This is a genomic window from Streptomyces chumphonensis (assembly GCF_014779715.1).
GTDB classification, from domain to species: Bacteria; Actinomycetota; Actinomycetes; order Streptomycetales; family Streptomycetaceae; genus Streptomyces; species Streptomyces chumphonensis.
This window is the reverse complement of sequence record NZ_JACXYU010000006.1, coordinates 80,435-105,262: the sequence shown is the minus strand read 5'-3', so window position 1 is coordinate 105,262 and position 24,828 is coordinate 80,435. Positions and strand designations below refer to the sequence as shown.

At 71.7% G+C, this 24,828-nt stretch carries 19 protein-coding genes; 4 read left to right on the top strand and 15 right to left on the bottom strand.

The window, feature by feature from the left end:
* Nucleotides 1-99: 99 nt before the first annotated feature.
* Nucleotides 100-2,223 carry a DNA gyrase/topoisomerase IV subunit B gene (locus IF129_RS14000; RefSeq protein ID WP_191209960.1) on the bottom strand — a complete coding sequence of 708 codons (2,124 nt, stop codon included), beginning with the start codon at nucleotides 2,221-2,223 and terminating at the stop codon, nucleotides 100-102.
* A gap of 423 nt (nucleotides 2,224-2,646) precedes the next feature.
* Between IF129_RS14000 and IF129_RS13995 the strand changes: the two genes are divergently transcribed.
* Entirely contained in the window at nucleotides 2,647-2,877 is a 231-nt protein-coding gene (locus IF129_RS13995) for a DUF7455 domain-containing protein (RefSeq protein ID WP_191209959.1), read from the top strand.
* Nucleotides 2,878-3,014: 137 nt separating this feature from the next.
* On the opposite strand, the gene IF129_RS13990 is transcribed toward IF129_RS13995, so the two are convergent.
* From IF129_RS13990 to IF129_RS13970, 5 genes are all read right to left on the bottom strand, one after another.
* Complete coding sequence (locus IF129_RS13990) at nucleotides 3,015-3,851, bottom strand: S1 family peptidase (protein ID WP_191209958.1); 837 nt, start codon at nucleotides 3,849-3,851, stop codon at nucleotides 3,015-3,017.
* A 142-nt stretch (nucleotides 3,852-3,993) separates the two neighbouring features.
* Complete coding sequence (locus IF129_RS13985; RefSeq protein ID WP_191209957.1) at nucleotides 3,994-5,586, bottom strand: RNA polymerase sigma factor; 1,593 nt, start codon at nucleotides 5,584-5,586, stop codon at nucleotides 3,994-3,996.
* Nucleotides 5,587-6,001: 415 nt separating this feature from the next.
* Nucleotides 6,002-6,961, bottom strand: a complete 960-nt coding sequence (locus tag IF129_RS13980) for a FadR/GntR family transcriptional regulator (RefSeq protein WP_318153730.1) — start codon at nucleotides 6,959-6,961, stop codon at nucleotides 6,002-6,004.
* A 99-nt stretch (nucleotides 6,962-7,060) separates the two neighbouring features.
* Nucleotides 7,061-8,950: an ABC transporter ATP-binding protein gene (locus tag IF129_RS13975; protein ID WP_191209955.1), complete on the bottom strand. Its 1,890-nt coding sequence runs from the start codon at nucleotides 8,948-8,950 to the stop codon at nucleotides 7,061-7,063.
* A 97-nt stretch (nucleotides 8,951-9,047) separates the two neighbouring features.
* On the bottom strand, nucleotides 9,048-9,791 hold the full coding sequence (locus IF129_RS13970; RefSeq protein ID WP_191209954.1) for an NUDIX hydrolase: 744 nt from the start codon (nucleotides 9,789-9,791) through the stop codon (nucleotides 9,048-9,050).
* 167 nt (nucleotides 9,792-9,958) lie between these two features.
* Between IF129_RS13970 and IF129_RS13965 the strand changes: the two genes are divergently transcribed.
* The gene (locus IF129_RS13965) at nucleotides 9,959-11,497 is read left to right on the top strand and encodes a fused MFS/spermidine synthase (RefSeq protein ID WP_318153729.1); all 1,539 of its coding nucleotides are present in this window, start codon (nucleotides 9,959-9,961) and stop codon (nucleotides 11,495-11,497) included.
* A gap of 49 nt (nucleotides 11,498-11,546) precedes the next feature.
* Here IF129_RS13965 and IF129_RS13960 read toward each other — a convergent pair whose 3' ends face one another.
* A complete protein-coding gene (locus IF129_RS13960; RefSeq protein ID WP_191209952.1) occupies nucleotides 11,547-12,770 on the bottom strand; it encodes a DUF4192 domain-containing protein in 1,224 nt (407 codons plus the stop codon).
* A gap of 156 nt (nucleotides 12,771-12,926) precedes the next feature.
* Between IF129_RS13960 and IF129_RS13955 the strand changes: the two genes are divergently transcribed.
* Together IF129_RS13955 and IF129_RS13950 are read left to right on the top strand one after the other, a co-directional pair.
* Entirely contained in the window at nucleotides 12,927-15,101 is a 2,175-nt protein-coding gene (locus IF129_RS13955; RefSeq protein ID WP_191209951.1) for a RecQ family ATP-dependent DNA helicase, read from the top strand.
* A 259-nt stretch (nucleotides 15,102-15,360) separates the two neighbouring features.
* Entirely contained in the window at nucleotides 15,361-15,849 is a 489-nt protein-coding gene (locus tag IF129_RS13950; protein WP_224754969.1) for a hypothetical protein, read from the top strand.
* Nucleotides 15,850-15,905: 56 nt separating this feature from the next.
* On the opposite strand, the gene IF129_RS26955 is transcribed toward IF129_RS13950, so the two are convergent.
* From IF129_RS26955 to lexA, 8 genes are all read right to left on the bottom strand, one after another.
* Nucleotides 15,906-16,241 carry a hypothetical protein gene (locus tag IF129_RS26955; RefSeq protein WP_318153728.1) on the bottom strand — a complete coding sequence of 112 codons (336 nt, stop codon included), beginning with the start codon at nucleotides 16,239-16,241 and terminating at the stop codon, nucleotides 15,906-15,908.
* 380 nt (nucleotides 16,242-16,621) lie between these two features.
* Nucleotides 16,622-17,332 carry a ribonuclease HII gene (locus IF129_RS13940; RefSeq protein WP_191209948.1) on the bottom strand — a complete coding sequence of 237 codons (711 nt, stop codon included), beginning with the start codon at nucleotides 17,330-17,332 and terminating at the stop codon, nucleotides 16,622-16,624.
* Between the two features lie 113 nt (nucleotides 17,333-17,445).
* Complete coding sequence (locus IF129_RS13935; RefSeq protein ID WP_191209947.1) at nucleotides 17,446-18,102, bottom strand: histidine phosphatase family protein; 657 nt, start codon at nucleotides 18,100-18,102, stop codon at nucleotides 17,446-17,448.
* Between the two features lie 79 nt (nucleotides 18,103-18,181).
* The gene (locus IF129_RS13930) at nucleotides 18,182-18,790 is read right to left on the bottom strand and encodes a YdbC family protein (RefSeq protein WP_191209946.1); all 609 of its coding nucleotides are present in this window, start codon (nucleotides 18,788-18,790) and stop codon (nucleotides 18,182-18,184) included.
* A gap of 20 nt (nucleotides 18,791-18,810) precedes the next feature.
* A complete protein-coding gene (locus tag IF129_RS13925; protein WP_191209945.1) occupies nucleotides 18,811-19,638 on the bottom strand; it encodes an arylamine N-acetyltransferase family protein in 828 nt (275 codons plus the stop codon).
* Nucleotides 19,639-19,766: 128 nt separating this feature from the next.
* Nucleotides 19,767-22,661: a vitamin B12-dependent ribonucleotide reductase gene (locus tag IF129_RS13920; protein ID WP_191209944.1), complete on the bottom strand. Its 2,895-nt coding sequence runs from the start codon at nucleotides 22,659-22,661 to the stop codon at nucleotides 19,767-19,769.
* 120 nt (nucleotides 22,662-22,781) lie between these two features.
* Nucleotides 22,782-23,306, bottom strand: coding sequence for a transcriptional regulator NrdR (nrdR, locus tag IF129_RS13915; RefSeq protein ID WP_191209943.1), 525 nt, complete (start codon nucleotides 23,304-23,306; stop codon nucleotides 22,782-22,784).
* Between the two features lie 577 nt (nucleotides 23,307-23,883).
* Complete coding sequence (gene lexA, locus IF129_RS13910; RefSeq protein WP_191209942.1) at nucleotides 23,884-24,696, bottom strand: transcriptional repressor LexA; 813 nt, start codon at nucleotides 24,694-24,696, stop codon at nucleotides 23,884-23,886.
* Between the last annotated feature and the right edge of the window lie 132 nt (nucleotides 24,697-24,828).

Below are 24,828 nucleotides of genomic sequence, written 5' to 3'. Positions count from 1 at the left end.
CGGGCGACCTTCACCGTTTCAGGTGACATGAGGCACGAACCGCGTCGGTGACGGACGGCGGGCAGCACACTGCCCGCCGTCCTCACCCGGCCCCGTCCGTCACACGTCGATGCGGGAGCGGTCCAGCGTGGCGGCCGACGTCGTGATGAACTCCTTGCGCGGCGCGACCTCGTTGCCCATGAGCAGGTCGAACGCCTTCTCCGCCGCCTCCAGGTCGCCGATGTTGATGCGGCGCAGCGTGCGGTGGCGCGGATCCATGGTCGTCTCCGCGAGCTGGTCGGCGTCCATCTCCCCCAGACCCTTGTAGCGCTGGATGGAGTCCTTGAACCGGATGTTCTTGCTCTGCAGCTCGAGCAGCGTCTGGCGCAGTTCGTTGTCCGAGTACGTGTACCGGTACTTCTCCTGCCCCTTCTTCGGGTTGATCAGCTCGATGCGGTGCAGCGGCGGCACCGCGGAGAAGACCCGGCCCTGCTCGACCATCGGCCGCATGTAGCGCTGGAACAGCGTCAGCAGCAGGCAGCGGATGTGAGCCCCGTCGACGTCGGCGTCCGCCAGGAAGATCACCTTGCCGTAGCGGGCCTGGTCGATGTCGAACGTGCGCCCCGACCCGGCTCCTATGACCTGGATGATGGCGCCGCACTCGGCGTTCTTCAGCATGTCGGACACGGAGGACTTCTGGACGTTCAGGATCTTGCCGCGGATGGGCAGCAGGGCCTGGAACTCCGAGTTGCGCGCGAGCTTGGCGGTGCCCAGGGCGGAGTCCCCCTCGACGATGAACAGCTCGCTGCGGTCGACGTCGTCACTGCGGCAGTCCGCGAGCTTCGCGGGCAGGGCCGAGGACTCCAGGGCCGTCTTGCGGCGCTGCGCCTCCTTGTGCTGACGGGCGGCGATGCGGGTGCGGGCGGCGGCGACGGCCTTCTCCAGCACGGCCCGCGCCTGCTGCTTCGCGTCCCGCTTGGCGGACGTCAGGAAGGCCTTGAGCTCCTTCGCGACGACCTGGCCCACGATCCGCGACGCGGCCGAGGTGCCCAGCACCTCCTTCGTCTGCCCCTCGAACTGCGGTTCGGCCAGCCGGACCGTGACGACGGCGGTGAGGCCCTCCAGGGCGTCGTCCTTGACGATGTCGTCCTCGGCCACGCGCAGCAGCTTCGACGCCCTCAGCACCTCGTTCATCGTGCGGGTGACGGCCCGCTCGAAGCCCGCGAGGTGTGTGCCGCCCTTGGGCGTGGCGATGATGTTCACGAACGACCGGACCGTCGTGTCGTACCCGGTGCCCCAGCGCAGCGCGACGTCCACGCCCAGCTCGCGGGTGACCTCCTTGGGCATCATGTGCCCGCGGTCGTCGAGGACCGGCACGGTCTCCTTGAACGTGCCCTGCCCCTCCAGCCGGACGACGTCGTTCAGCGGCCTGTCCTGCGCCAGGTACTCGCAGAACTCGCTGATCCCGCCGTCGTAGCGGAAGACCTCCTCCGTCACCGCGCTGTCGTCTATCCCGCGCTCGTCGCGCACGGTGATCGTCAGCCCGGGCACGAGGAAGGCCGTCTGCCGGGCGCGCGCGTGGAGCGTCTCCAGGGACAGGCGGGCGTCCTTGAGGAAGATCTGGCGGTCCGCCCAGTACCGCACCCGGGTGCCGGTCCGGGTCTTGGGGATCTTCTTGCCGGTCAGCAGCCCGCCGGAGGGGTCGAACGGGGCGTCGGGACCGGACTCGGTGAAGATCCCCGGCACGCCGCGCCGGAAGCTGATGGCGTGCGTCTTCCCGCCGCGGTCCACCTCGACGTCCAGCCGGGCGGACAGCGCGTTCACCACGGAGGCACCCACGCCGTGCAGGCCGCCGGAGGCGGCGTACGAGCCGCCGCCGAACTTGCCTCCGGCGTGCAGCTTCGTCATGACGACCTCGACACCCGAGAGCCCCGTCTTCGGCTCGACGTCCACCGGGATGCCGCGACCGTTGTCGCGGACCTCGACGGAGCCGTCCGTGTGGAGGACGACGTCGATCCGGTCGCAGTGGCCGCCCAGGGCCTCGTCGACCGAGTTGTCGATGATCTCCCAGAGGCAGTGCATCAGGCCCCGGCTGTCGGTGGAGCCGATGTACATGCCGGGTCGTTTCCGTACCGCCTCAAGGCCCTCGAGGACGAGGAGATGCCGCGCGGTGTAGTTGGAACCGTCCCGGTCCGCTCCGGTCAGCAGCGCTGTGGACGACGGCACAGACGTCTCGGCGGTCACGCGGTTCGCTCCTCGCTGAATCCAACTGGGGGTGGCTTGCTTGCCGGTCAGAGGGTACCGAGGCCCAGGAGCCCTGGTGAGCAGCCACCCTCGGGTAAACCTATGCTAGAGGAGGGTCGCATACGCGTTCGATAACTCGGGAGGGTGACGTGTACATCACGTTCACTTTGAGGCATGAACCATTTAGGCTCCGGGCACGTCCTCCGATACGAACCGGTTGACAACCGGGACCGACGACAGGACGAACCGCATGAGACCCGCAAGCGACCAGTAACCCTGCAATACGGCTCTTTCGCCGCCAACCGGCAACAGCCAACCCCCTCGGAAGGAAAACTTCGGGGCAAAGCTCCGGGCGGGAACATTCTCGGGCTGGTTGGATGTTGACCCTGGTACGACAGCTCGTCGAGCTAGAGAAGAGGCGACGTGACTACTGTTCTGACACCCGCGAGCCCGCTGACGGCGGCGGACCGCTGCGACCGTTGCGGCGCCCAGGCATACCTGCGCGTCGTGCTGGTCAGCGGTGGCGAGCTGCTGTTCTGCGCGCACCACGGCCGTAAGTTCGAGCCGGAACTCAAGAAGATCGCCGCCGAGATACAGGACGAGACGGAGCGGCTCACCGCCACTCCCGCGAACGCGTCCGACGACGAACGCTGACCTGCGGGTCTGACGGCCCCGCGCCCCCGGCCCGATGGCCGGAGCCCGGGTGCCGCGGACGAGAGCGATGCGCCGGCCCCACGCCGGACAACGGCGGGCGGCCACCCCACCACGGGGTGGCCGCCCGCCGTCCTTCGTCAGGACACGCCCCCGGAGTCCGCGATCAGGTCGCGCACGGATCCCACCCGGGTGTAGACCCCGGGCAGATCCCGTTCACCGCAGCCGACCCCCCAGGAGACCAGGCCCACCAGTCGCCCACGGGCCACCAGAGGCCCCCCGCTGTCGCCCTGGCAGGCGTCCGGACCACCCTGCGGGAGACCCGCGCAGACCATGCTCTCCGGCTGGTACGTGCCCGCAGGGCCCCCCGGGTACGCAGCGGCACAGCGGGCATCCTCCAGGACGCTCACCCGGGCCTTCCGCAACGTGGTGGCGTAACTGCCGTCGCCCCGCACGTCCCCCCAGCCGAACACACCCGCCGACGTACCGGGCGCGTACGCCGGATCCTCCTTCTCCGCCATGGGGAGCACGTCCCCGGCGGGCATCGGACTCGCCAGGGTGAGCACGGCGAGGTCCCCGGCGTTCGTCCGGCTGTCCCACGCGGGGTTGACCCAGACGCGTGCCACCTCGATCTCCCGGCCCTCGTCCGTCCGCAGGTCGGTCCGACCGACGACCACCCGCAGGTCGTCCACCCGCGAGACGTCGGTGCCCAGGACCTCCGAGCTGAAGCAGTGCGCCGCCGTGGCCACGGCACTCCGGCCCACGAGCACGCCACCGCAGAACTGACCCGACCTGCCGCTGCCGAAGTACTCCCGGCTCGCCACGGCCACCACCCAGGGGTGGTCCGCGGCGGTCACTTCGCTGCCGCCGATCACCCGGGTGGCGGCCGTGGCCGACGGCGGCCCCAGCGCCGCCAGATGGCCGAGGGGCAGGGCGAGCGCGAGGGCGCCGAGCAGCAGGCGCGGAAAGTTTCTCATACGGCTTCCTGACTCTACGCAGTCAGGAAGTCACCGAAGGGTCAGGCCGACCGGCGTTTCGCGGCACTCCCCGGCCCGGTTCCGGACGCGCCGAGGGCCGGCCCCCGGGAAGGGTGCCGGCCCTCGGCGGAGAACGCGCTCGTCAGTCCAGGTAGTCCCGCAGGACCTGCGAGCGGGAAGGGTGCCGCAGCTTGGACATCGTCTTGGACTCGATCTGGCGGATGCGCTCGCGCGTCACGCCGTAGACCTTGCCGATCTCGTCCAGCGTCTTGGGCTGACCGTCGGTGAGACCGAAACGCATCGACACGACGCCCGCCTCGCGCTCGCTGAGCGTGTCGAGCACCGAGTGCAGCTGCTCCTGCAGGAGGGTGAAACTGACGGCGTCGGCGGGCACGACGGCCTCGGAGTCCTCGATGAGGTCGCCGAACTCGCTGTCGCCGTCCTCGCCCAGCGGGGTGTGCAGGGAGATCGGCTCACGCCCGTACTTCTGGACCTCGACGACCTTCTCGGGCGTCATGTCCAGCTCCTTGGCCAGCTCCTCCGGCGTGGGCTCGCGGCCCAGGTCCTGGAGCATCTGGCGCTGGACGCGCGCCAGCTTGTTGATGACCTCGACCATGTGCACCGGGATGCGGATGGTGCGGGCCTGGTCGGCCATGGCGCGGGTGATGGCCTGCCTGATCCACCAGGTGGCGTACGTCGAGAACTTGTAGCCCTTGGTGTAGTCGAACTTCTCGACCGCACGGATCAGGCCGAGGTTCCCCTCCTGGATCAGGTCCAGGAAGAGCATGCCGCGGCCCGTGTAGCGCTTGGCGAGGGACACCACGAGGCGGAGGTTGGCCTCCAGCAGGTGGTTCTTGGCCCGGCGGCCGTCCTCCGCGATGATCTCCAGCTCGCGCTTGAGCTTGGGTGCCAGCTTGTCGGAGTTCGCCAGCTTGTCCTCGGCGAACAGGCCGGCCTCGATGCGCTTGGCCAGCTCCACCTCCTGCTCGGCGTTGAGCAGGGGGACCTTGCCGATCTGCTTGAGGTAGTCCTTGACCGGGTCGGCGGTGGCACCGGCGGCGGCCACCTGCTGGGCCGGGGCGTCGTCCTCGTCCTCGTCGGACAGCACGAAGCCCTCGCCGCTCTCACCCTCCTTGGGCTCGGCCGCGGCGTCCTCGGGACCGCCCTTGCCGCGCTTGGCCGTGGGCTCCTCCACGTTCTCCTCATCGCCTTCGAGGAGCTCGTCGACGACCGACTTCTTGGCTGTCGTCTTCTTGGCGGCCGTCTTCTTGGCCGCGGTCTTCTTCGCCGTCGTCTTCTTGGCCACGGCCTTCTTGGCGGCGGCCTTCTTCGCGGGCCGGTCCTCCGCGGCCTCGGCCGCGGGCTCGTCGGTCACCGTGGCGCCCACGGGCTCCGCGGCGGGGGGCGGAGCCGGGGCGGTCTTGGCAGGGCTCTTGGCAGCCGCCGGTTTGGCGGCGGCACGCCGGACCGGTGCCTTCGCTGCGGCGCTCTTGCGGGTGCGCTTGGGCGCCTCGGCGGCACTCACCATCAGCGTCACACCCTCCTCGTCGAGGATCTGGTTGAGGCTGCGCAGGACGTTCTTCCACTGGGTTGGCGGAATCTGGTCAGCCTCGAAGGCCCGACGCACGTCGTCGCCGGCGATCTGCCCCTCAGTCTTTCCCCGCTCGATGAGCGCCATCACAGACTCGGACTCGGCGATCTCCGCGGGGAGCGTACGGGATGTGCTGGCCGACACGAACAACCTCTCGGAACGATGGGAACGGCTACGACCCCGCCCACAGGGGGGCCGGGCCGAGGGACGCCGGCGGGGATGAACCGGCTGCCCGGGCGGGCAGTGCAGGGAGGAGGTACAACGCCGATGTCGTGAGCGCTGTTCCCGCTGTGGCCACTACCTCTTGAACCATCGCGCTGTCCGCGCAAAGCGTTACGCCCGTTCCGCGTGTCGCGAGTCACAGGGCTTATCGGACATACAAGAGCATATAAGGAGCAACGGCCGGTGATGTGTGCACCGACGGCCAGCCGCCCGACGCCCACAGGTCGCACAGCGGGCCACGCGTCGGCGCGGACGCGGGCATGTCGGCCGACAGCCGTCGCCGGACTCCGCCGTGCGGGGTCCGGCGACGCAGGGGCGCGACGGTTCGCGGACGTCCTCAGTGCTCTCGCGGCGCGGGCACGACGTGACCGTCCCCCGCCGCCGCGCTCGCCGTCTCGGGATGGACGGCGAGAAGCTCGCGCATCGCCGCCTCGGCCGCCGCGGGCTCGCCCGCGTCCAGGGCGTCAGCGATCCGCTGGTGCTGGGTGATCGCGGACTCCGTGGGGCGCTCACAGCCCGTGGCCGGCCCCCCGGAGACGTGCAACGCCGCACAGACGATGCCCGACAGGTGCTCCAGCATGCGGTTGCCCGCCGCCTGGAGCAGGAGCGTGTGGAACTCGGTGTCGGCCCGGGAGAAGGTCAGGGCGTCCCCCTGGGCGAGAGCGCGCCCCATGATCTCCACCATGTCCGCCAGGCGCTGCTGGAGTTCGTCCCGCCCGTGACCGACGGCGAGGCGAGCGGCGAGCGGCTCGATCGCCCAACGCAGCTCACGGAGCTCACGGCGCTGGTCGTCGCGCTGGGGGCCGAAGGCCCGCCACTCGATGATGTCGGGGTCGAGCAGGTTCCAGTCGCTCACGGGACGGACGCGGGTGCCGACGTTGGGCCGGGCGCTGACGAGCCCCTTGGCCTCCAGGACGCGCAGCGATTCCCGGACCACCGTGCGGGACACCTCGAACCGCTGGCCGATCTCCTCGGGGACGAGCGGCCGGTCGGCGCCGAGATCCCCGGAGACGATCATCTGGCCGAGCTGCTGGACCAGCTGGCCGTGCAGGCCGCGCCCGCGACTGCCGGCCGCCCGGCGCCCCGCCCGGGCCATGTCGGCGTCGCCGCCGTCCCAGGCGGGAACGCTCGTGGTCGCCCGGGGGACACCGGTGGACTCGGCGTACGAGTAGCGGTCCAGCTCGACTCGGGCCGAGTCGGCGGTACGGGAGGAGGTCATGGTGGAGTGCGCAAGGGTAGTCACGCATCCTTTGTCGGCCGCCCACCCGACCGGCTTGAGGGCTTTGGTGAAAAGCACACGAAAGGGTGATCACCGGGCGGTTCCGGATTGACGTCGGCCGAGGAACCCCGCAGCAAGGTCGTTCGTCGCAGGTCAGAGCGGCGCGGGCGGCCCCTCTCAGCGGAGTCTGCCGTACAGGGTGGTGCCGGCGTAGGCGCAGAACAGTGCGATGAGGGAAATCGCGAGCGCACTGGCCATCGGCTGCGACACCAGGTGCGCGGCGACAGGAGCCCACGAGTCCGCACCCCCGGGCCAGCGCACGAGGAACAGCGGCTCGACGCGCTGCGCCAGGGCGGTGAGACCGGCGGCGTCCTCCTGGGTCAGCACGTGCCGGACCCCGGGAGCCAGCACGACCGGCACCGCGAGCACCGCGGCGAGCCCGAGCACGGTGGAACGCAGGACCGCGGCGGCCAGCGCACCGGCCCAGGCGCACCCCACGGCCAGCGCGGCGGTCGCGATGAGCCCGGGGAGCCAGTGCCGGGGCAGGTCGAGCAGGCCGGTCCCGTAGCAGAGGGTCAAGGCCACGGCGTTGAGCAGCACGGTTGCCAGGGTGAGCAGAAGCGCCAGCGCGGCGGCGACGAGGAGCTTCACGACGAGCATGCCCAGCCGACGCGGTACCGGGGCGTGGGCCGGGGCGAGCGCGGGATACCGGAACTCGTGGCCGAAGGAGAGGGCGCCGAGCAGCCCGGCCGCCGCCGCCCCGAACGGCAGCGGCAGCATGGACGGCCAGCCGGCCAGCGCCCGCACGGTATCCCTCTCGGCCCCATGCCCCAGCGCGAGGGCGGCGACGAGCCCCGCCACCAGGGCGGCGACGCACAGCAGCCACGTGCTGCGCACGCCGACCAGCCGCCGCAGCTCGTAACGCAGGGGCCGGGAGGGGCCGGCGGAGGCGACGGCCGGCAGTCGCGGCCACGCGGCCGTCCCTTCGGCGCCCGACCTCCCTGCCGGAGCACCTTTCGCCAAGGGCCGCGGAGTCGAGGGCCGCCCTCCGGTGCCCGGTGCGCCGCTCCGGCCGTCCGCCCGGTCGAGCGGGGGCGCGGAGCCCGGTGCGGTGTCACCGACTTCCTCGGCGAGCCGGTGCACGAGGATTCCGTGGCGGTACGCGGTCTCGCCGACGACGGCGCAGGTGCTGCCGTACACGCAGATCCTCCCGCCGCCCTCCTCCACGATCTCGACGGGCTGCGCGGCCTCCCCCCGGCCCCGCGCGGCCCGGGGGCCGACTCGTCCGTCCACGGAAGTGGACCGAGCGGGCCCGAAGAGCCCTCCCCGCTCGGCACTGCGTACCTCCTGTGCGAGGACGGCGGCCAGTCGACGGGCGTGCGGCGACGCCACCACGACACGTGGACGCAGCCGGGTCCGGGCGAACTCCGCCGACTCCTGGTCGGCCATGAGGCGACCGCCGTCCACGGTCACGATCCGGTCGGCCAGCCGGGCCGCCTCCTTCGGGTCGCGCGTGGTCGTGAGTACGAGGCCGCCCTGATCGGAGAAGCCGCGCAACACGTTGTACAGCCAGGCCGCTTCGCGCGCCGTCAGGCCCTGGGCGGGATCGTCGAGGACGAGCGTGTGCGGGTCGCCGAGCAGGGCGGCCGCCAGACCGAGCCGGCGGTCCATCCCGAGGGAGAAGGCGGCCAGCCGCTGATCGGCGAGCCCACTGAGCCCGACGACGTCCAGAAGCTCGTCGGCCCGTTCGGCGGGCACCCCCACCGCCGCACTCAGCATGCGCAGGTGGCCACGGGCCGTGCGTCCGGGGTGGCCGGGCACGTCACCGAGCAACACGCCCACCTCACGGGCGGGCCGCGGCAGCTGATGCAGCGCGCGCCCCCGGAAGAGGGCCACTCCGCGACCGCCTTGCAACTGGAGCATGAGCCGCAGCGCCGTCGACTTGCCGGAACCCGTGGGGCCGAGGAGCGCCGTGATGCGACCGGGTCGGGCCTCGAAGGTGAGGTCGTCGACGGCCGGCGGCCGTCCACGGCGGGGGTCGCTGGTGAGCCCGATCGCCTGAATCATCGCTTCTCCCGCTGAGCGCATGAGCAACGCACAGCACGATAACGCGACATATCCGACATTAAGGTCAGTCGGGTTCCCCGCCGGGGTGTCGGAGGAGTCAAACCTCCGGACGCAGCATCGGGGGATTCAGCACCGTGGCGCCACCGGCCCGGAACAACTGGGCCGGACGCCCGCCCTGACGGGTCGTCGTTCCTCCCGTCGGCACCAGGAAGCCGGGAGTCCCGGTGACCTTGCGGTGAAAGTTCCGAGGATCGAGAGCGACCCCCCACACCGCCTCGTAGACCCTCCGCAACTCGCCCACGGTGAACTCCGGAGGGCAGAAGGCGGCGGCGAGCGAGGAGTACTCGATCTTGGACCGGGCCCGTTCCACACCGTCCGCGAGGATGCGGTCGTGATCGAACGCGAGTCGTCCGGGCGACGCCTCCCCCCGGTCCTCCTCCGGGGCCAGGAGGCGTTCGACCGGCGTCCAGCGAGCGGTCTTGGCGTCACCTCCCGAGACGGGCGCCGGCAGATCGGGAGCGAGTACCAGGTGAGCCACGCTGACCACCCGCATCCGGGGATCGCGGCCGGGATCACCATAGGTGGCCAGCTGTTCCAGGTGCGCGCTGTGCCCGCCCGGCTCCTCCACCTGCAGCCCGGTCTCCTCGGCCAGTTCCCGTGCCGCAGCTCCGCCCAGGTCCTCGTCCGGCAGGACGAACCCACCGGGCAACGCCCACTGCCCCTGGAAAGGAGGCTCGCCCCGCCGCACCGCAAGGGCGCACAGCGCGTGCTTGCGCACGGTGAGAACGACCAGATCGACAGTGACGGCGAAGGGCGGATAGGCCGACGGGTCGTAGGGCATGACATGATCTTAGTCGTCTTCCTGACGATAAACAGGGGCACGGCCGACCGCGTCCGAATTCCCCCTCCAGCGCTCACGGAAGCGGCCACAGTGGGCGGGCGCCGGGCCCGCAGGGGTCCTTCCCGCACGGCCGTCGCCGGGCCGTACCCCGTGCGAGGATGACGCGCGTGACCACACCGTCTTCCTCGCCCGTCGACGAGGGCACGACACCCGGCCGGCACGGCCTGGGCCCAAGAGCAGCGGCCGTGCTGGTGTTCGGATCCTCCGCCGCGGTCCTGGTGGTCGAGATCGTCGCCCTGCGACTGCTGGCCCCCTATCTCGGCCTCACCCTTGAGACCAGCACGATGGTGATCGGCATCGCCCTCACCGCCATCGCCCTGGGCTCCTGGCTGGGCGGGCGCCTGGCCGACCAGGTCGACCCGCGCCGCCTCGTAGGGCCTTCGCTCGGGGTGTCCGGAGCGGTCGTGGCGCTCACCCCCGCCGTGCTCCGGACGACTGCGGAGTGGGCGCCTGCCTTGCTGCTGCTCATCGCGGCGCTGACCATCCTCGTGCCGGGCGCCCTCCTCTCCGCGGTGACTCCGATCGCGACCAAGCTGCGGCTCACCAACCTCGCCGAGACGGGAACGGTCGTCGGCAGGCTGTCCGGCGTGGGGACCGTCGGCGCCATCGTCGGCACCGTCCTCACCGGCTTCGTCCTCGTGTCGCGGTTGCCCGTCAGCGGCATCCTGATCGGCCTCGGCACGCTGCTGGTGCTCGGCTCCGCGGTGGTGGAGTGGCGCACGCGAGGGTGGAGGGGAGCCTCCGCGCTCGCTCTCGTGGTCGTCGTCGGCGGCCTGGCCACCGCGGTCGCGCCCGGGGGGTGCGACGCGGAAACCCGATACCACTGCGTACGCGTGGTCGCGGACCCCGACCGGGACAGCGGCCGCACTCTCGTTCTGGACGGCGTGCGGCACTCCTACGTCGACATGGAGGACCCGACCTTTCTGAAGTTCACGTATGTGCGCGCCATCGCCTCGGTGATCGACTCCGCCTTTCCCGCAGGGGAACCGCTCGACGCCCACCACCTGGGCGGCGGGGGGCTCACCATCCCCCGATACCTCGCGGCCACGCGGCCCGGTACGCGCAGCCTCGTCTCGGAGATCGACAGCGGAGTCGTGCGGATCGACCGTGACCGCCTCGGGCTGGTGCCGGACACCGGTGTCGACGTCCGCGCGGAGGACGGCAGACTGGGCCTGCGGCGGCTGGAGCCCGACAGCCGTGATCTCGTCGTCGGCGACGCCTTCGGGGGCGTGAGCGTGCCGTGGCATCTCACGACGGTGGAGGCGATGACGGACGTCCGACGGGTACTCGACGAGGACGGCGTCTACGTGGTCAACCTGATCGACTACGGTGAACTGGCCTTCGCCCGGGCCGAAGTGGCCACCCTCCAGACGACGTTCGAGCACGTCGCGCTCCTCGGTGATCCGGTGGACATCGGGGTCGACCCGACAGCCGGGGCCGAGGGCGGCAATCTGGTGCTGCTCGCCTCCGACCGGCCGGTCGATCTGCGCTCGGTCCAGGAATCCCTGGACACGCGACAGACCGGGTGGAAGATCGCCACGGGCGACGACCTCGCCTCCTGGGTCGGTGACGCACCCGCGCTCACGGACGACTTCGCGCCCGTGGACCAGCTCTTCCAGCCCTACCGGTCGCCGAGCGGCAGATGAGAGAGCACCCGCCCCGAACCCGGCCGAGGGCACCGCTCGGCGGCTCACCTCACGCCTCCGGATCCGCGCCGGATCCAGCGCCCCGGCAGGCTTCGGGGCGGCCCCCGTGTGCCGCACGCTGACCTCGTAGGGTGCCGCGCAGCGGCTCCGGGTCGAGTCCGCTGTTGCACGCGGAGTGCAGCAGCCTGGCGAAGACGCATTCGGGATCGGCCTCCAGCGCGGCGCTCAGGGCGACGCGCGCGTTCGTCTCGTCCCCGGTGGACCAGGAGACCCAGCCGGCCAGGGTCAACGGCGCCGCCGCGTACTCCGTGAAGGCACCGACGCAGCGTCGGCCGAGGGCCCGCCACAGCCGCAGCGCCGGCTGGGCGTCCTCCTCCTCCATCCATTCGGCGGCGCGGTCCCGCGTGATCCTGTCCTGAAGTCCGACGATGAGCGAGGCCGCCTCGGCCTCCGAGAGCCGGGCGTCGTCGCTGAGGTCGGCCTCCGAGGGACCGCGGCCCGCGGGGATCGGTGCGGAGGAGAACCGGTCCAGAAGGCGCGCGGCGATCTCCAGCGTCCTGGTCCGCACGACCTCCTTGGCCGAGACGTCCAGCATGCGCGGCAGCAGATCCGCCGCGGCCGCGTCCAGCGCCTGTTCCTGGAGCGGAACCCGGTGCGGCGCGAGCGGAGCCAGCCTGGCGGCCAGTTCCTTGAGTGTTCCCTGGACCCGGATGCCCGCGTAGGTGGCGGCCGCCGCCATCGGGGAGGATCCCGGCGGCTCCAGCTCGTTGCCCTCCGGCGGGCAGCAGCGGGGGTCCTCGCAGCAGAACGACCAGAAGCGTCCACCGGAGAGACACAGGGCCTCGAACACCGGCATGTCCAGCGCCCCGCAGGCGGCGCGCAGCTCTTGGGCGAGCGGCCGGAGGCGGACGGGCACCGCGGCGGCGTCCTCGCCGGCTCGCGCGTCCTGGCAGAGGTAGACGACGGCGCCGGTGGGCCGGTCTGCCTCCTCGCATCCGGCGAGGAGGCACACGGCGACCTGACGAGCCGCCTCCGGCCACTCGCCCGGGACCGCGGGGATGCCGAGGCGGACACGGCCGCCGAACCTGCCGTGCTCCCCGTGCACCGCGATCACGACGATCGAGTCGTCCGGGTGGTACCCCAGGAGGTACGGCAGCGCGTCCGCGAGTTCGGCCGGGCCGCGCAGCGTCACGCGCCGCGCGGACTCGGAGGCGAGCTCCGGAGCGGCGTCGGAGGAGGACTGGGAAGCGAGGTGGCGATCACTGTGTGTCATGACTCGACCTTGTCGCATCGGCCTCCCGCACCATCCACACCACCATGACGACGATCCGATCAACGCACTGGCAGTCGTCCGATCAACGCACGATCGGCACGTTGTCCACAACACTGGATTCGCCGTACCGGCCGGGCGTCGGGTTGCATGGTCGCCATGACAGCCAACGACCTGCGCACCGCAGCCGATGCCGTCCTCGCCCGTTTGGTGGGAGACGACACGGGGACGGCGCGGCTCCGGGAAGACCAGTGGAAGGCCGTCGAGGCGCTCGTCGCCGACCACCGGCGCGTGCTCGTCGTCCAGCGCACCGGCTGGGGCAAATCGGCGGTGTACTTCGTCGCGACCGCCCTCCTACGGCGGCGCGGCAGCGGCCCGACGGTGATCGTCTCGCCGCTGCTGGCCCTCATGCGCAATCAGATCGAGGCGGCCGGCCGGGCGGGCATCCGGGCCCGCACCATCAACTCGGCCAACGTCGAGGAGTGGGACGCCGTGCGCGAGGCCGTGCGCGCCGAGGAGGTCGACGTCCTACTCGTCAGCCCCGAGCGGCTGAACAATCCCGACTTCCGGGACCAGGTCCTACCCAGCCTGGCGGAGACGACGGGGCTACTCGTCGTCGACGAGGCGCACTGCATCTCCGACTGGGGCCACGACTTCCGCCCCGACTACCGTCGGCTGCGCAGCATGCTGGCCGCACTGCGCCCGGGCGTCCCCGTGCTCGCCACGACGGCGACGGCCAACGCACGGGTCACCTCCGATGTCGCCGAACAGCTCGGCACGGGCGGGCAGCAGAGCGACACGCCGGACGCTCTGGTGCTGCGCGGCCCGCTGGACCGGGAGTCGCTCAGTCTGTCGGTACTGCGGCTGCGCGACGCGGCGCACCGGCTCGCCTGGCTGGACGGCCATCTCCACGAGCTCCCGGGCTCGGGGATCATCTACACGCTGACCGTCGCGGCGGCCGAGGAGGTCGCGGCCCACCTGCGGCAGCGCGGTCACACGGTGGCCTCCTACACCGGGCGGACGGAGAACGCCGACCGGGAGGCCGCCGAGAGTGACCTCCTGGCCAACCGAGTGAAGGCCCTCGTCGCCACGTCGGCCCTCGGCATGGGGTTCGACAAGCCGGACCTCGGCTTCGTCGTGCATCTCGGCTCCCCCTCCTCCCCCATCGCCTACTACCAACAGGTCGGCAGGGCGGGACGCGGCGTGGAGCACGCGGAGGTGCTCCTGCTGCCCGGCCCGGAGGACGAGGCCATCTGGAAGTACTTCGCCTCGCTGGCCTTTCCGCCCGAGGAGCAGGTGCGGCGAACCCTCGACGTCCTGGCCTCGGCCGACCGACCCCTGTCCCTTCCCGCGTTGGAGCCCCTGGTCGAACTCCGCCGGTCCCGACTGGAGATGATGCTCAAGGTCCTGGACGTGGACGGCGCGGTGCGCCGTGTCCGCGGGGGCTGGACCGCGACCGGTGAGCCTTGGCGGTACGACACCGAGCGGTATTCCTGGGTGGCGCGGCAGCGTGCGGCGGAGCGACAGGCGATGCGGGAGTACGCGAGCACCGGCCAGTGCCGGCTGGAGTTCCTGCGCCGGCAGCTGGACGATCCCGAGGCGGCTGCGTGTGGCCGCTGCGACAACTGCGCCGGAACGCGGTTCGGTGAGGAGGCCCCAGCTGACGCGCTGGCCGCCGCACAGGGCCAGCTCGACCGTCCGGGCACGGAGGTCGAACCCCGCAGGATGTGGCCGACCGGGCTCCCGGCGGTCGGGGTGGATCTGCGCGGCCGCATTCCCGCCGACCGGCAGGCGTCCCCCGGCAGGGCGCTCGGCAGGCTGACCGACATCGGCTGGGGCAGTCGCCTTCGGCCGCTTCTGGAGCCGCAGGCGCCCGACGGCCCGGTACCGGAGGACGTCGTCGGCGCCGTCGTCGCCGTACTGGCCGACTGGGCGAAGGGCCCGGGCGGATGGGCCGCGAGCGAAGCGCCGGCAGGGTCCCGGCCCGCCGGTGTGGTCACGGTCGCTTCGCGGTCCAGGCCGCAGCTGGTCCGGTCGTTGGGAGAACGCATCGCATCGGTCGGCCGTATACCCCTGCTCGGCGAGGTGGCGATGGCCGGGGACGAAGCGGGCCGGGCGGCCTCGCACACCAACAGCGCGCAACGCGTACGGGCCCTCCACGCCACGGTCACCGTGCCGCCCGCCCTCGCACAGGCGGTGGCCGACGCCGCGGGCCCGGTGCTCCTGGTGGACGACTACGCGGACACGGGATGGACCTTGGCCGTCGTGGCCGATCGGCTGAGGCAGGCGGGGGCGCGGGGGGTGCTGCCTCTGGTCCTGGCACTCCAGGGCTGACACCGGCTCGGACAGGCGCTACCCCGCGTGGGGCTACGGGCCCGTTCCGGCCAGTTGGACGCGATGGTGCGTTGCCCCACGTCAACCGGCCAGCGACAATTGACCTCACTCCCGCAACGGACCGAGAGGTACCCGTGCTCGTCGTGGCGTGCGCCCCTGCCCGACGGCTCCGCTCCACGGGCGCAGAGAAGGGAGAACCGTGACCGTCGCAGCTCCGAAGGCTCCGACCACCGACGCCACCTCCCGGCTGGCGCGCACCATGGAACCGGCCGAGTGGGCAGCAGCGGGTATACCCCTGCTGCGCGCTCCCCGAGAGGTCGTCACCGGCTTGCACGCCCGTCACCGACCGCGGCCGCTCACGGCGATCGTGGCGGTGCTCGGGCCGGACGACCGACTCACCGCCAGCGCCTCCTTCGGCAGGGGCGCGGCACAGCCCGACGGCTGGGAGTTCCGGAACGCGCTTTTGGACCAGCTACGCCGCGTCATACCCCACGACCTGCGGCTGCGCCGTCCCGTACGGACCGCGATGCTCCTGTACTGCCGGGAGGGCGAAGAGGGGTGGACGGAGGAGGACGGCGCCTGGATGTGGGCGCTGCGGGACGCCTGCACGCTGCACGGCCTGCGGTGTGGCGCCTACGTGACGCTCACGCCGCGAGGCTGGCGGGTGCACGGCGAGGAGCGGCGGGGGCGCCGTCCTGCGGTACGGCTCGGCGGCCCTCGCCCCGTGACGGGCGGCGCGCGGAGGTAACCGGCCCAGGGCCGGTCGTCCGGCCCCGTGCCTGCGAGACGGCCGCACGGCAGGCGTCAGAGGAGGCTGCGAAGCTGCTCGGGGTCACCGCAGACGACGAGGTCCGTGCCGGCCTTGCCGAGAGCGCTCGGCAGGCTCTCGGCGATCGCCGCGTCGGTGCCGCCGTTGACGGCCACGACCACGACGGGCCGGCTCGTGGCGCGCGCGAGCGCGGAAGTGTGCGCGTAGAACACGTCGCCGCCCTCCGACTGCTGCCGCCAGTAGGCGCCCTCGCCGAAGGTGAGCTCGTGCTCGGCCCACGGGTGTGGGCCCCCCGTGGTGAGGACGAGGATGTCGCCGGGCGAACGACCCTCGTCGAGCAGGGCGTCGACGGCGTCGTCCGCGACCGCCACGGCGGTCGCCGCCGTGGCGGCCTCCAGCCGGATGCGTGCGGTGGGCGCCGTGAGGGCCGCCGTCGAGGTGCCCGGGGACGACGGCGCCGGGCCCCGGGCGGGCCTCGTGGAACCTGACGCCCCGGGGCCGGGGCGGCTGCGGTCGGCGCGCGGGGGTGCGGGCCGGGGGCCGGGACGCGGCCCCGGAACGGCGGGGCGAGGGGGCTGGGGAACACGGGCGGTACCCGCGGAAGCGCGGGGGCCGGGAACGCTGGGGCGGATCTGGGGCTCCTCGGAGCTGTGCGGCATGGATGTTGTCTATCAAACAGGGCGCGGGGCCGTGTCGGCGGGTCGTCCCGCCGGGGCGGTGCGCGAACGGGAAGAGTCAGAACGGTGAAGTCTCAGAACAGTCGGGCCTGTTCCTCCTCGGCCTCCGCGACGGCCGGGCCCGGAACTGCCGCCAGGGGGTGAGGCTTCTTCAGGTGCTTCCAGCGCGGCAGGGCGTCCAGGTACGCCCAGGTGAGCCGGTGGTGCGGGGTGGGGCCGAGGTCGGCGAGCGCCGCCCGGTGGGTGGGCGCGGGGTAACCGGCGTTCCCCTGGAAGTCGAACGCGGCGTGCGAGGCGCCCAGTTCGGCCATCAGAGTGTCGCGCTGGACCTTCGCGAGGACGGACGCCGCGGCCACCGAGACACAGGACCGGTCGCCCTTGACGACGGTGCGCACGTGCCAGGGCGCTCCGAGATAGTCGTGGGAGCCGTCCAGGATCACGGCGTCGGGCCGCTGTGGCAGCGCCTGCAACGCGCGCTCGGCGGCCAGCCGCAGCGCCGCCGTCATGCCGAGGAGGTCGATCTCTTCGGGCCAGGCGTGCCCGAAGCCGTGCGCCGTGACCCAGCCGCGCAGCACCTCGGCCAGTTCGGTGCGGCGTCCCCGGGCGAGCAGCTTGGAGTCCGTCAAACCCTCGGGGGGACGACGCAGGCCGGTGACGGCGGCGCACACGGTGACCGGCCCGGCCCACGCGCCGCGTCCCACCTCGTCCACCCCGGCGACGAGCCGGGCGGAGGTCGTGGCCCGCAGCGAACGTTCGACGCGGTGGGTGGGTGGGTCGTACGGCACGGTTCAAGCCTACTCGGCAGGTGTCGGCACCCGGGCGGGCAGGGCCTCGGTCGCGACGCCCGGGGCCCTGCCCGCCGGGGGGACCGTCGGCGTCGGAGGACGCGATGGGCTTCTCAGGGCACCTGGTAGGGCTCCGGGGTGCACCACCTCTCGAAGGGCCGGTCCAGGTGGTAGCGGCCTTCCGGGCCGAGGACGAGGGCCCGGGTCTCCGCGTTGTCCGGGTTCGACAAGGACTCGAACTCCGCGACGGTCCAGTGCATCCAGCGCATGCAGAAGAGCCGCATGGTCAGCCCGTGGGTGACCAGCAGGACGTTCGGGGGGTGGTCGGGGGCCTGGAAGCTCCGCCACAGGCTCTCCAGGAAGGCGTCGACCCGGTCGTAGACGTCGGCGCCCGACTCGCCCTGGGAGAAGCGGTAGAAGAAGTGGCCGTAGGCGTTCCGTGCGGCCTTCTGGCTGCGTACGTCGTCCCAGTCCTGCCAGTTGCCCCAGTCCTGTTCGCGCAGGCGCGGCTCCTCCCGCACCCGCACGAGCGCGGGGTCGAGTCGCAGTTCGCGGAACGTCTCGTGGGTGCGGCGGTAGGGGGACACGTACGCCGACACCCGCTCGTCACCGAACAGGGCGCGCAGCCCCTCTCCGGCCCCGGCGGCCTGGCGGCGCCCTTCGGGCGTCAGCCGGAGGGCGTGGTCGGGCACCCGGGAGTACACGGAGTCGTCGGCATTTCCCTCGGACTCGCCGTGCCGGAGGAGGACGATGCGACGAGGTCGTGCCATGAGGACAGCGTAAGCCCCGCACACCCCGGGAGCGGGCCGGGCGACACGGGTACGCGCGGCGGGCAGGTCGGTGCGCGCGTCAGACCGTCCACGAGGGCTGGAGATCGATGACGTCCCCGTCGATGGCGGCGATGTCCGCGCCGGTCTGGGCGCGCAGCGACAGCCGCTCGACGCGTTCGACCCGGTACTTGCCGTGTTCGGCGGCGGAGTCCCACATGGAGAGGACGAGGAACTCCGCCAGGCCCGGGGCCTCGGCGAACACGCCGCGCAGCATGCCCGGCGACCCGGCCATGGCGGGGTTCCAGACCTTCTCCTGCATGAGCACGTAGTGGTCGACCCGCTCACTGCGCACCCGGCAGTGAGCGACGCGCAGCAGGTCGGCGTCGGTGAACTCCGGGCGGAACCCGGTCTTCACGTCGAAGCGGTACTCGAAGAGGAGGGCGCGCATGTCCCGGTAGGTGCCGACCTGGGCCGCGTGCAGCCGGTCGTGCGACCGTGCCATGAAGGAGTCGTAGAAGGCGCGGCTCTCCCAGAAGCCGAAGAGGTGCGCGACACCGCTGCGGGAGCGGCTCCAGCCGCCTCCCTGCCCGCGGAAACCGGGCTCGCCGAGCAGGCCCGCCCACTTCCGCTGTCCGCGCTCGAATCCGCGGCGATCGACCACGGTGCACCGCACCCACTTGACCAGCACCGCGCCATCGTACGGGCATCTCAGCCGCTGATCGTCCGTTGGCGCTCTCCCAGAACCGTCAACTCCTCCTCGCTCAGGGTCAGTCCGAACACCTCGTCCAGGACGGAGCCCAGTTCGCTCCCGGAGACCTCGCGCTCGTCGGTCGTGCCGTCGGGGCGGATGACGGCGAGCCGGGAGCCGAGGAGGGCCGTCCGGTCCTTCATAGCCGACACCTGCACGACGGGGCGGCGGGTGAACGGAGAGCGGGCGTGGGTGGAGACGTAGTAGTTGAAGACGAAGTAGTCGGGCGGGAAGGCCGGGTCCTCGGTGAAGGAGTAGAGGTCCACCCATCCCTCGGGACGCAGGCCGCGCAGCATCCAGACGCCGTCCGCGTCCCGGTCGAGGGCGTACGACCACTCGCCGTGGCGCACCTCCTCGCCCGCCCGCAGCCGGATCGGCAGCCGCGGCCCCTCGCTGCCGAAGCCGACGTCCGCCAGCCACCGCTCGCCGTCGATCTCGACGATCAGGAGCATGTGGGTGGGCGGGAGGATCTTGTCGGGCTCACCCTGGACGACGCGTCCGGCCCGTCCGGTGAGGGTGTAGCCGATGCGCTCCAGCACGGCGGCGAACAGCGAGTTCTGCTCGTGGCAGTAGCCGCCGCGACGCCGGGTGATCATCTTGTCCTGGAGGGATTCCAGGTCCAGCAGCACCGGCCGCCCGAGCATGATCTCCAGGTTCTCGAACGGCACCTGCTCCACGTGGGCCCGGTGCAGCTTCCGGAGGGTGGCCAGGTCGGGCCGGGGTGTGTCGCCGGTGTACCCGATGCGGTTCAGGTAGGCGTTCAGATCCAGCTTCTCGGAACTCCACATGATCGCGACAACGCGGCCCGGTGGGCGGCCATTCCCGCCGGGGGTGAGACGACGAGGCGGGGCCCCGGTCGCGGACCGGGGCCCCGCCTGCGCCGACGGCGCCCGGCCGGTGGCCGGGCGCCCGGGGGTCAGCTGCAGCCGCTCGTGGAACCGCATCCCTCGCAGAGGTAGCAGCTGCCGGCGCGGCGCATCTTCGTGCCGCACGAGAAGCACAGGGGTGCGTCGGCGTTGAGGCCGAACTGCATCTCCGCGAGCTCGGTGGAGTTGTGCGCCGCCGCCGGGGCCGGGGCCTCGGCCTCGGGCGGCTGCGGCGCGGCGGGGGGCTGCTCGGCGCGCCGGGGCGCCGACTGGGCCAGCGACTCGACGTCGAGGTCGTCGTCGGGCTCGTAGGAGCCCGTCTCCAGGTGCCGCTCCCGTTCGGCCGCCGAGTGGATGCCGAGCGCCGAGCGCGTCTCGAAGGGCAGGAAGTCCAGCGCCAGGCGGCGGAAGATGTAGTCGACGATCGACTGCGCCATCCGCACGTCCGGGTCGTCGGTCATGCCGGCCGGTTCGAAGCGCATGTTGGTGAACTTCGAGACGTACGTCTCCAGCGGGACGCCGTACTGGAGGCCGACGGAGACGGCGATCGAGAAGGCGTCCATCATGCCCGCGAGCGTCGAGCCCTGCTTGGACATCTTGAGGAAGACCTCGCCCAGGCCGTCGTCCGGGTAGGAGTTCGCCGTCATGTAGCCCTCGGCACCGCCCACGGTGAAGGACGTGGTGATGCCCGGGCGTCCCTTGGGCAGGCGACGGCGCACCGGCCGGTACTCGATGACCTTCTCCACCGGCTTCTCCTCGGTGGTGTCGGCCTTCGCGTCGTCCTTCTTCTTGGCCGACAGCGGCTGGCCGACCTTGCTGTTCTCGACGTAGACGGCGAGCGCCTTCGTACCGAGCTTCCAGCCCTGGAGGTAGATCTCCTCGACGTCCTCGACCGTGCTGGAGCTCGGCATGTTGACGGTCTTGCTGATGGCGCCCGAGAGGAAGGGCTGCGCGGCGGCCATCATCCGCACGTGGCCCATCGGGGAGATGGCCCGCTCGCCCATGGCGCAGTCGAAGACCTCGTAGTGCTCCGGCTTGAGGCCGGGCGCGTCGACGACGTTGCCGTGGTCGGCGATGTGGGCCACGATCGCCTCGACCTGCTCGTCCTGGTACCCCAGGCGCTTGAGGGCCTTGGGCACCGTGTTGTTGACGATCTGCATGGAGCCGCCGCCGACGAGCTTCTTGAACTTCACCAGGGCGAGGTCCGGCTCGACGCCCGTGGTGTCGCAGTCCATCATCAGCCCGATGGTGCCCGTGGGGGCGAGCACGCTGGCCTGGGCGTTGCGGAAGCCGTTCTTCTTGCCCAGGCGGAGCACGTCCTGCCACGCCTCGGTGGCGGCGGCCCAGACCGGCGTGTCCAGGTCGTCCATGCGCCGCGCGGAGTCGTTGGCCTCGGCGTGCTGCTTCATGACGCGGTTGTGCGCGCTGGAGTTGCGGGCGTAGCCCTCGTACGGGCCGACGGTTGCGGCCAGCTCGGCGGAGCGCCGGTAGGACGTGCCCGTCATCAGGGAGGTGATCGCTCCGGCGAGGGCTCGGCCGCCGTCGGAGTCGTAGGCGTGGCCGGTCGCCATCAGGAGTGCGCCGAGGTTGGCGTACCCGATGCCGAGCTGGCGGAAGGCCCGGGTGGTCTCCCCGATCTTGGCGGTGGGGAAGTCGGCGAAGCAGATGGAGATGTCCATCGCCGTGATGACGAGCTCGACGACCTTGGCGAAGCGTTCGGCGTCGAAGGCCTGGTTGCCCTCGGCGTCGTCCCGCAGGAACTTCATGAGGTTGAGGGAGGCGAGGTTGCACGAGGAGTTGTCCAGGTGCATGTACTCGCTGCAGGGGTTCGAGGCGCTGATGCGGCCCGATTCCGGGGAGGTGTGCCAGTGGTTGATCGTGTCGTCGTACTGGATGCCCGGGTCGGCGCAGACGTGTGCGGCCTCGGCCATCTTGCGGAAGAGGGCGCGGGCGTCGACCTCCTCCAGCACCTCACCGGTCATGCGGGCCCGCAGCCCGAACTTCGAACCGGACTCGACGGCCTTCATGAACGCGTCGTTGACCCGGACGGAGTTGTTGGCGTTCTGGTACTGAACGGAGGTGATGTCGTCCCCGCCCAGGTCCATGTCGAAGCCCGCGTCGCGCAGGGCGCGGATCTTCTCCTCCTCCTTCACCTTCGTCTCGATGAAGGCCTCGATGTCCGGGTGGTCCACGTCGAGGACGACCATCTTGGCGGCTCGTCGCGTCGCGCCACCGGACTTGATGGTGCCGGCCGAGGCGTCGGCGCCGCGCATGAAGGAGACGGGGCCGGAGGCGTTGCCGCCGGAGGAGAGGAGCTCCTTGGAGGAACGGATGCGGGAGAGGTTCAGCCCGGCGCCGGAGCCTCCCTTGAAGATCATCCCCTCTTCCTTGTACCAGTCGAGGATCGACTCCATGGAGTCGTCGACGGAGAGGATGAAGCAGGCGGAGACCTGCTGGGGCTGCTGGGTGCCGACGTTGAACCACACCGGGGAGTTGAAGGAGAAGACCTGGTGCAGCACCGCGTAGGCCAGCTCGTGCTCGAAGATCTCGGCGTCGGCGGGTGAGGCGAAGTAGCCGTGCTCCTCGCCCGCGGCGCGGTAGGTCTTCACCACCCGGTCGATCAGCTGCTTGAGGCTGGTCTCGCGCTGCGGGGTGCCCACGGCCCCGCGGAAGTACTTGCTGGTGACGATGTTGGCGGCGTTGACCGACCAGAACTCGGGGAACTCGACGCCCCGCTGCTCGAAGTTGACCGAGCCGTCCCGCCAGTTCGTCATGACGACGTCACGGCGCTCCCAGACCACCTCGTCGTAAGGGTGCACCCCGGGGGTGGTGTGGATGCGCTCGACCCGCAGGCCCCCGGCCGGACGACCGGCCTTCTCAGCCTTCTCCGGCTTGCCGGCCTTGGCTCGGGAGCCTCGTGCCGGGCCGCTCGTCGTCTCTGTCATTCCGCCTCCCTGGTACGGGCATAACGCCCTGTGTGTCCCGTTTCTTCCGGGTCACGATGTCTGGCTGCCACCGGGTGGCGCCGCTGGGCGCCCCCCGGTGAGGTCTTGGCTGTGTGCCGGTCAGTCGCCGGCGGTCGCCGGGGCCGGGCTCTCGGCCGCGTCGACGGCACGCGGTGCCGGCTCGGGACCGCCGGGCTGCGGCACGGGGTGCCGCAGCTCCGCGATGGCGGCCTCGAAGTCCTCCAGCGAGTCGAACGCCCGGTAGACGGACGCGAAGCGGAGGTAGGCGACCACGTCGAGTTCGCGCAGCGGGCCGAGTATGGCGAGTCCCACGTCGTGCGTGGAGAGCTCCGCGCTGCCGGTGGCCCGCACCGCCTCCTCGACGCGCTGGCCGAGCTGGGCGAGGGCGTCCTCACCGACCGGTCTCCCCTGGCACGCCTTGCGCACCCCGGCGATCACCTTGTCCCGGCTGAAGGGTTCGGTGACGCCGCTCCGCTTGATCACCATGAGTGACGCGTTCTCCAGCGTCGTGAAGCGACGGGAGCAGTGCGGGCACTGGCGGCGTCGGCGGATGGCGGCTCCGTCGTCCGTCGTCCGGCTGTCGACGACGCGGCTGTCAGGGTGCCGGCAGAAGGGGCAGTGCATCGGGAACCACCTTCCTCACCCTTGATGTGCGACATGGCGAAACAGCCCCTCGGAGGCGGAAAGCGCCCCCTCGGAACGGACCCCAGCATAGGCGATGCCGGTCGGACGGAAAGCACCGGGACACAAGCTGTTGGGGCCGTGCCTCATACAACCACTAGATGTGGTAGCTCTGCACACCGGGGGCGCACAGCGGGGAACGGGCCCGGACGGCCGGGAACGGGGCGCCGGGGGCACGGCCGTGGCGGCGGACGCCGCTCATGGCGGCCGTCGCACCGACCCGACCCGACGGCCGCCCGTGAGCGGTTCCTGTCGGTCGGTCGGCAAGCCGGTACGGCCTCGGCGTGGGCGCGACGGCGGCCGTCGGCACGCGGAGAACGCGCCCGCGAGAGACTACCTCAGGTGACGACGCGTCCGCCCCGAGGCGGTCCGGTGTGGGCACGCGCGGCGGCCCTTCGCTCGACCACCGGGTCGTGCGGAGGGCCGCAGGAGTCGCGGGAGGCGACGGACGCGGGCGCGCGGGCCCGGAGGTGACCCCCGCACCGGGCGCGCGCCGCCGCCGCTTCGGGACGGGGAGGGCTCAGATGCGCCGCATCACCGCGACGACCTTGCCGAGGATCGTCGCCTCGTCCCCGGCGATCGGCTGGTAGGCGGAGTTGTGCGGGAGGAGCCAGACGTGGCCGTCCTCGCGCTTGAAGCGCTTCACCGTGGCCTCGCCGTCCAGCATCGCGGCCACGATGTCGCCGTTCTCCGCGACCGGCTGACGGCGCACGGTCACCCAGTCGCCGTCGCAGATCGCGGCCTCGACCATCGAGTCCCCGACGACCTTGAGCACGAACAGCTCACCGTCGCCCACCAGCTGCCGGGGCAGCGGGAAGACATCCTCCACCGACTCCTCGGCGAGGATCGGGCCGCCGGCGGCGATGCGGCCGAGGAGCGGGACGTACGACGCCGCCGGCTTCCCGGTGGTGTCCGTCGTCTGCGTGCTCGGGGTGTCGGAGCCGCGCACCTCGTAGGCCCGCGGCCGGTGCGGGTCGCGCCGCAGGAAGCCCTTGCGCTCCAGCGCCATGAGCTGGTGGGCGACGGAGGACGTGCTGGAGAGGCCGACCGCCTGGCCGATCTCCCGCATGGAGGGCGGGTAGCCGCGGCGCTGCACCGAGTCCCTGATCACCTCGATGACGCGACGCTGCCGGTCGGTCAGACCGGTGCTGTCCGCCCGGATACCGGGTGGCCTGCCGGGCAGCGCGCGGGCGGCCCTGGGAGCCCCCCGGCCGCCGGCTCCTGAGGCGCCGAGGGGCACCTCGGCGGTCTCACCGACCGGGTGGACCCGGTCGGCACCGCCCTCGACGGTGTCCTGGGCAGTGAACGTCACGCTGTCTGCGGTGGTCGTCACGGTGGTCGGCACCCCTTTCGAACTGTTCTCCCTGTGGCACAACGGTAGTTGGTTTCGAAAGGTTGCGCCAAACACACGTTCGAGTGAAATATCGCCGAAAGCATGCCGCGATCACACTGTGCGGTGTATGGG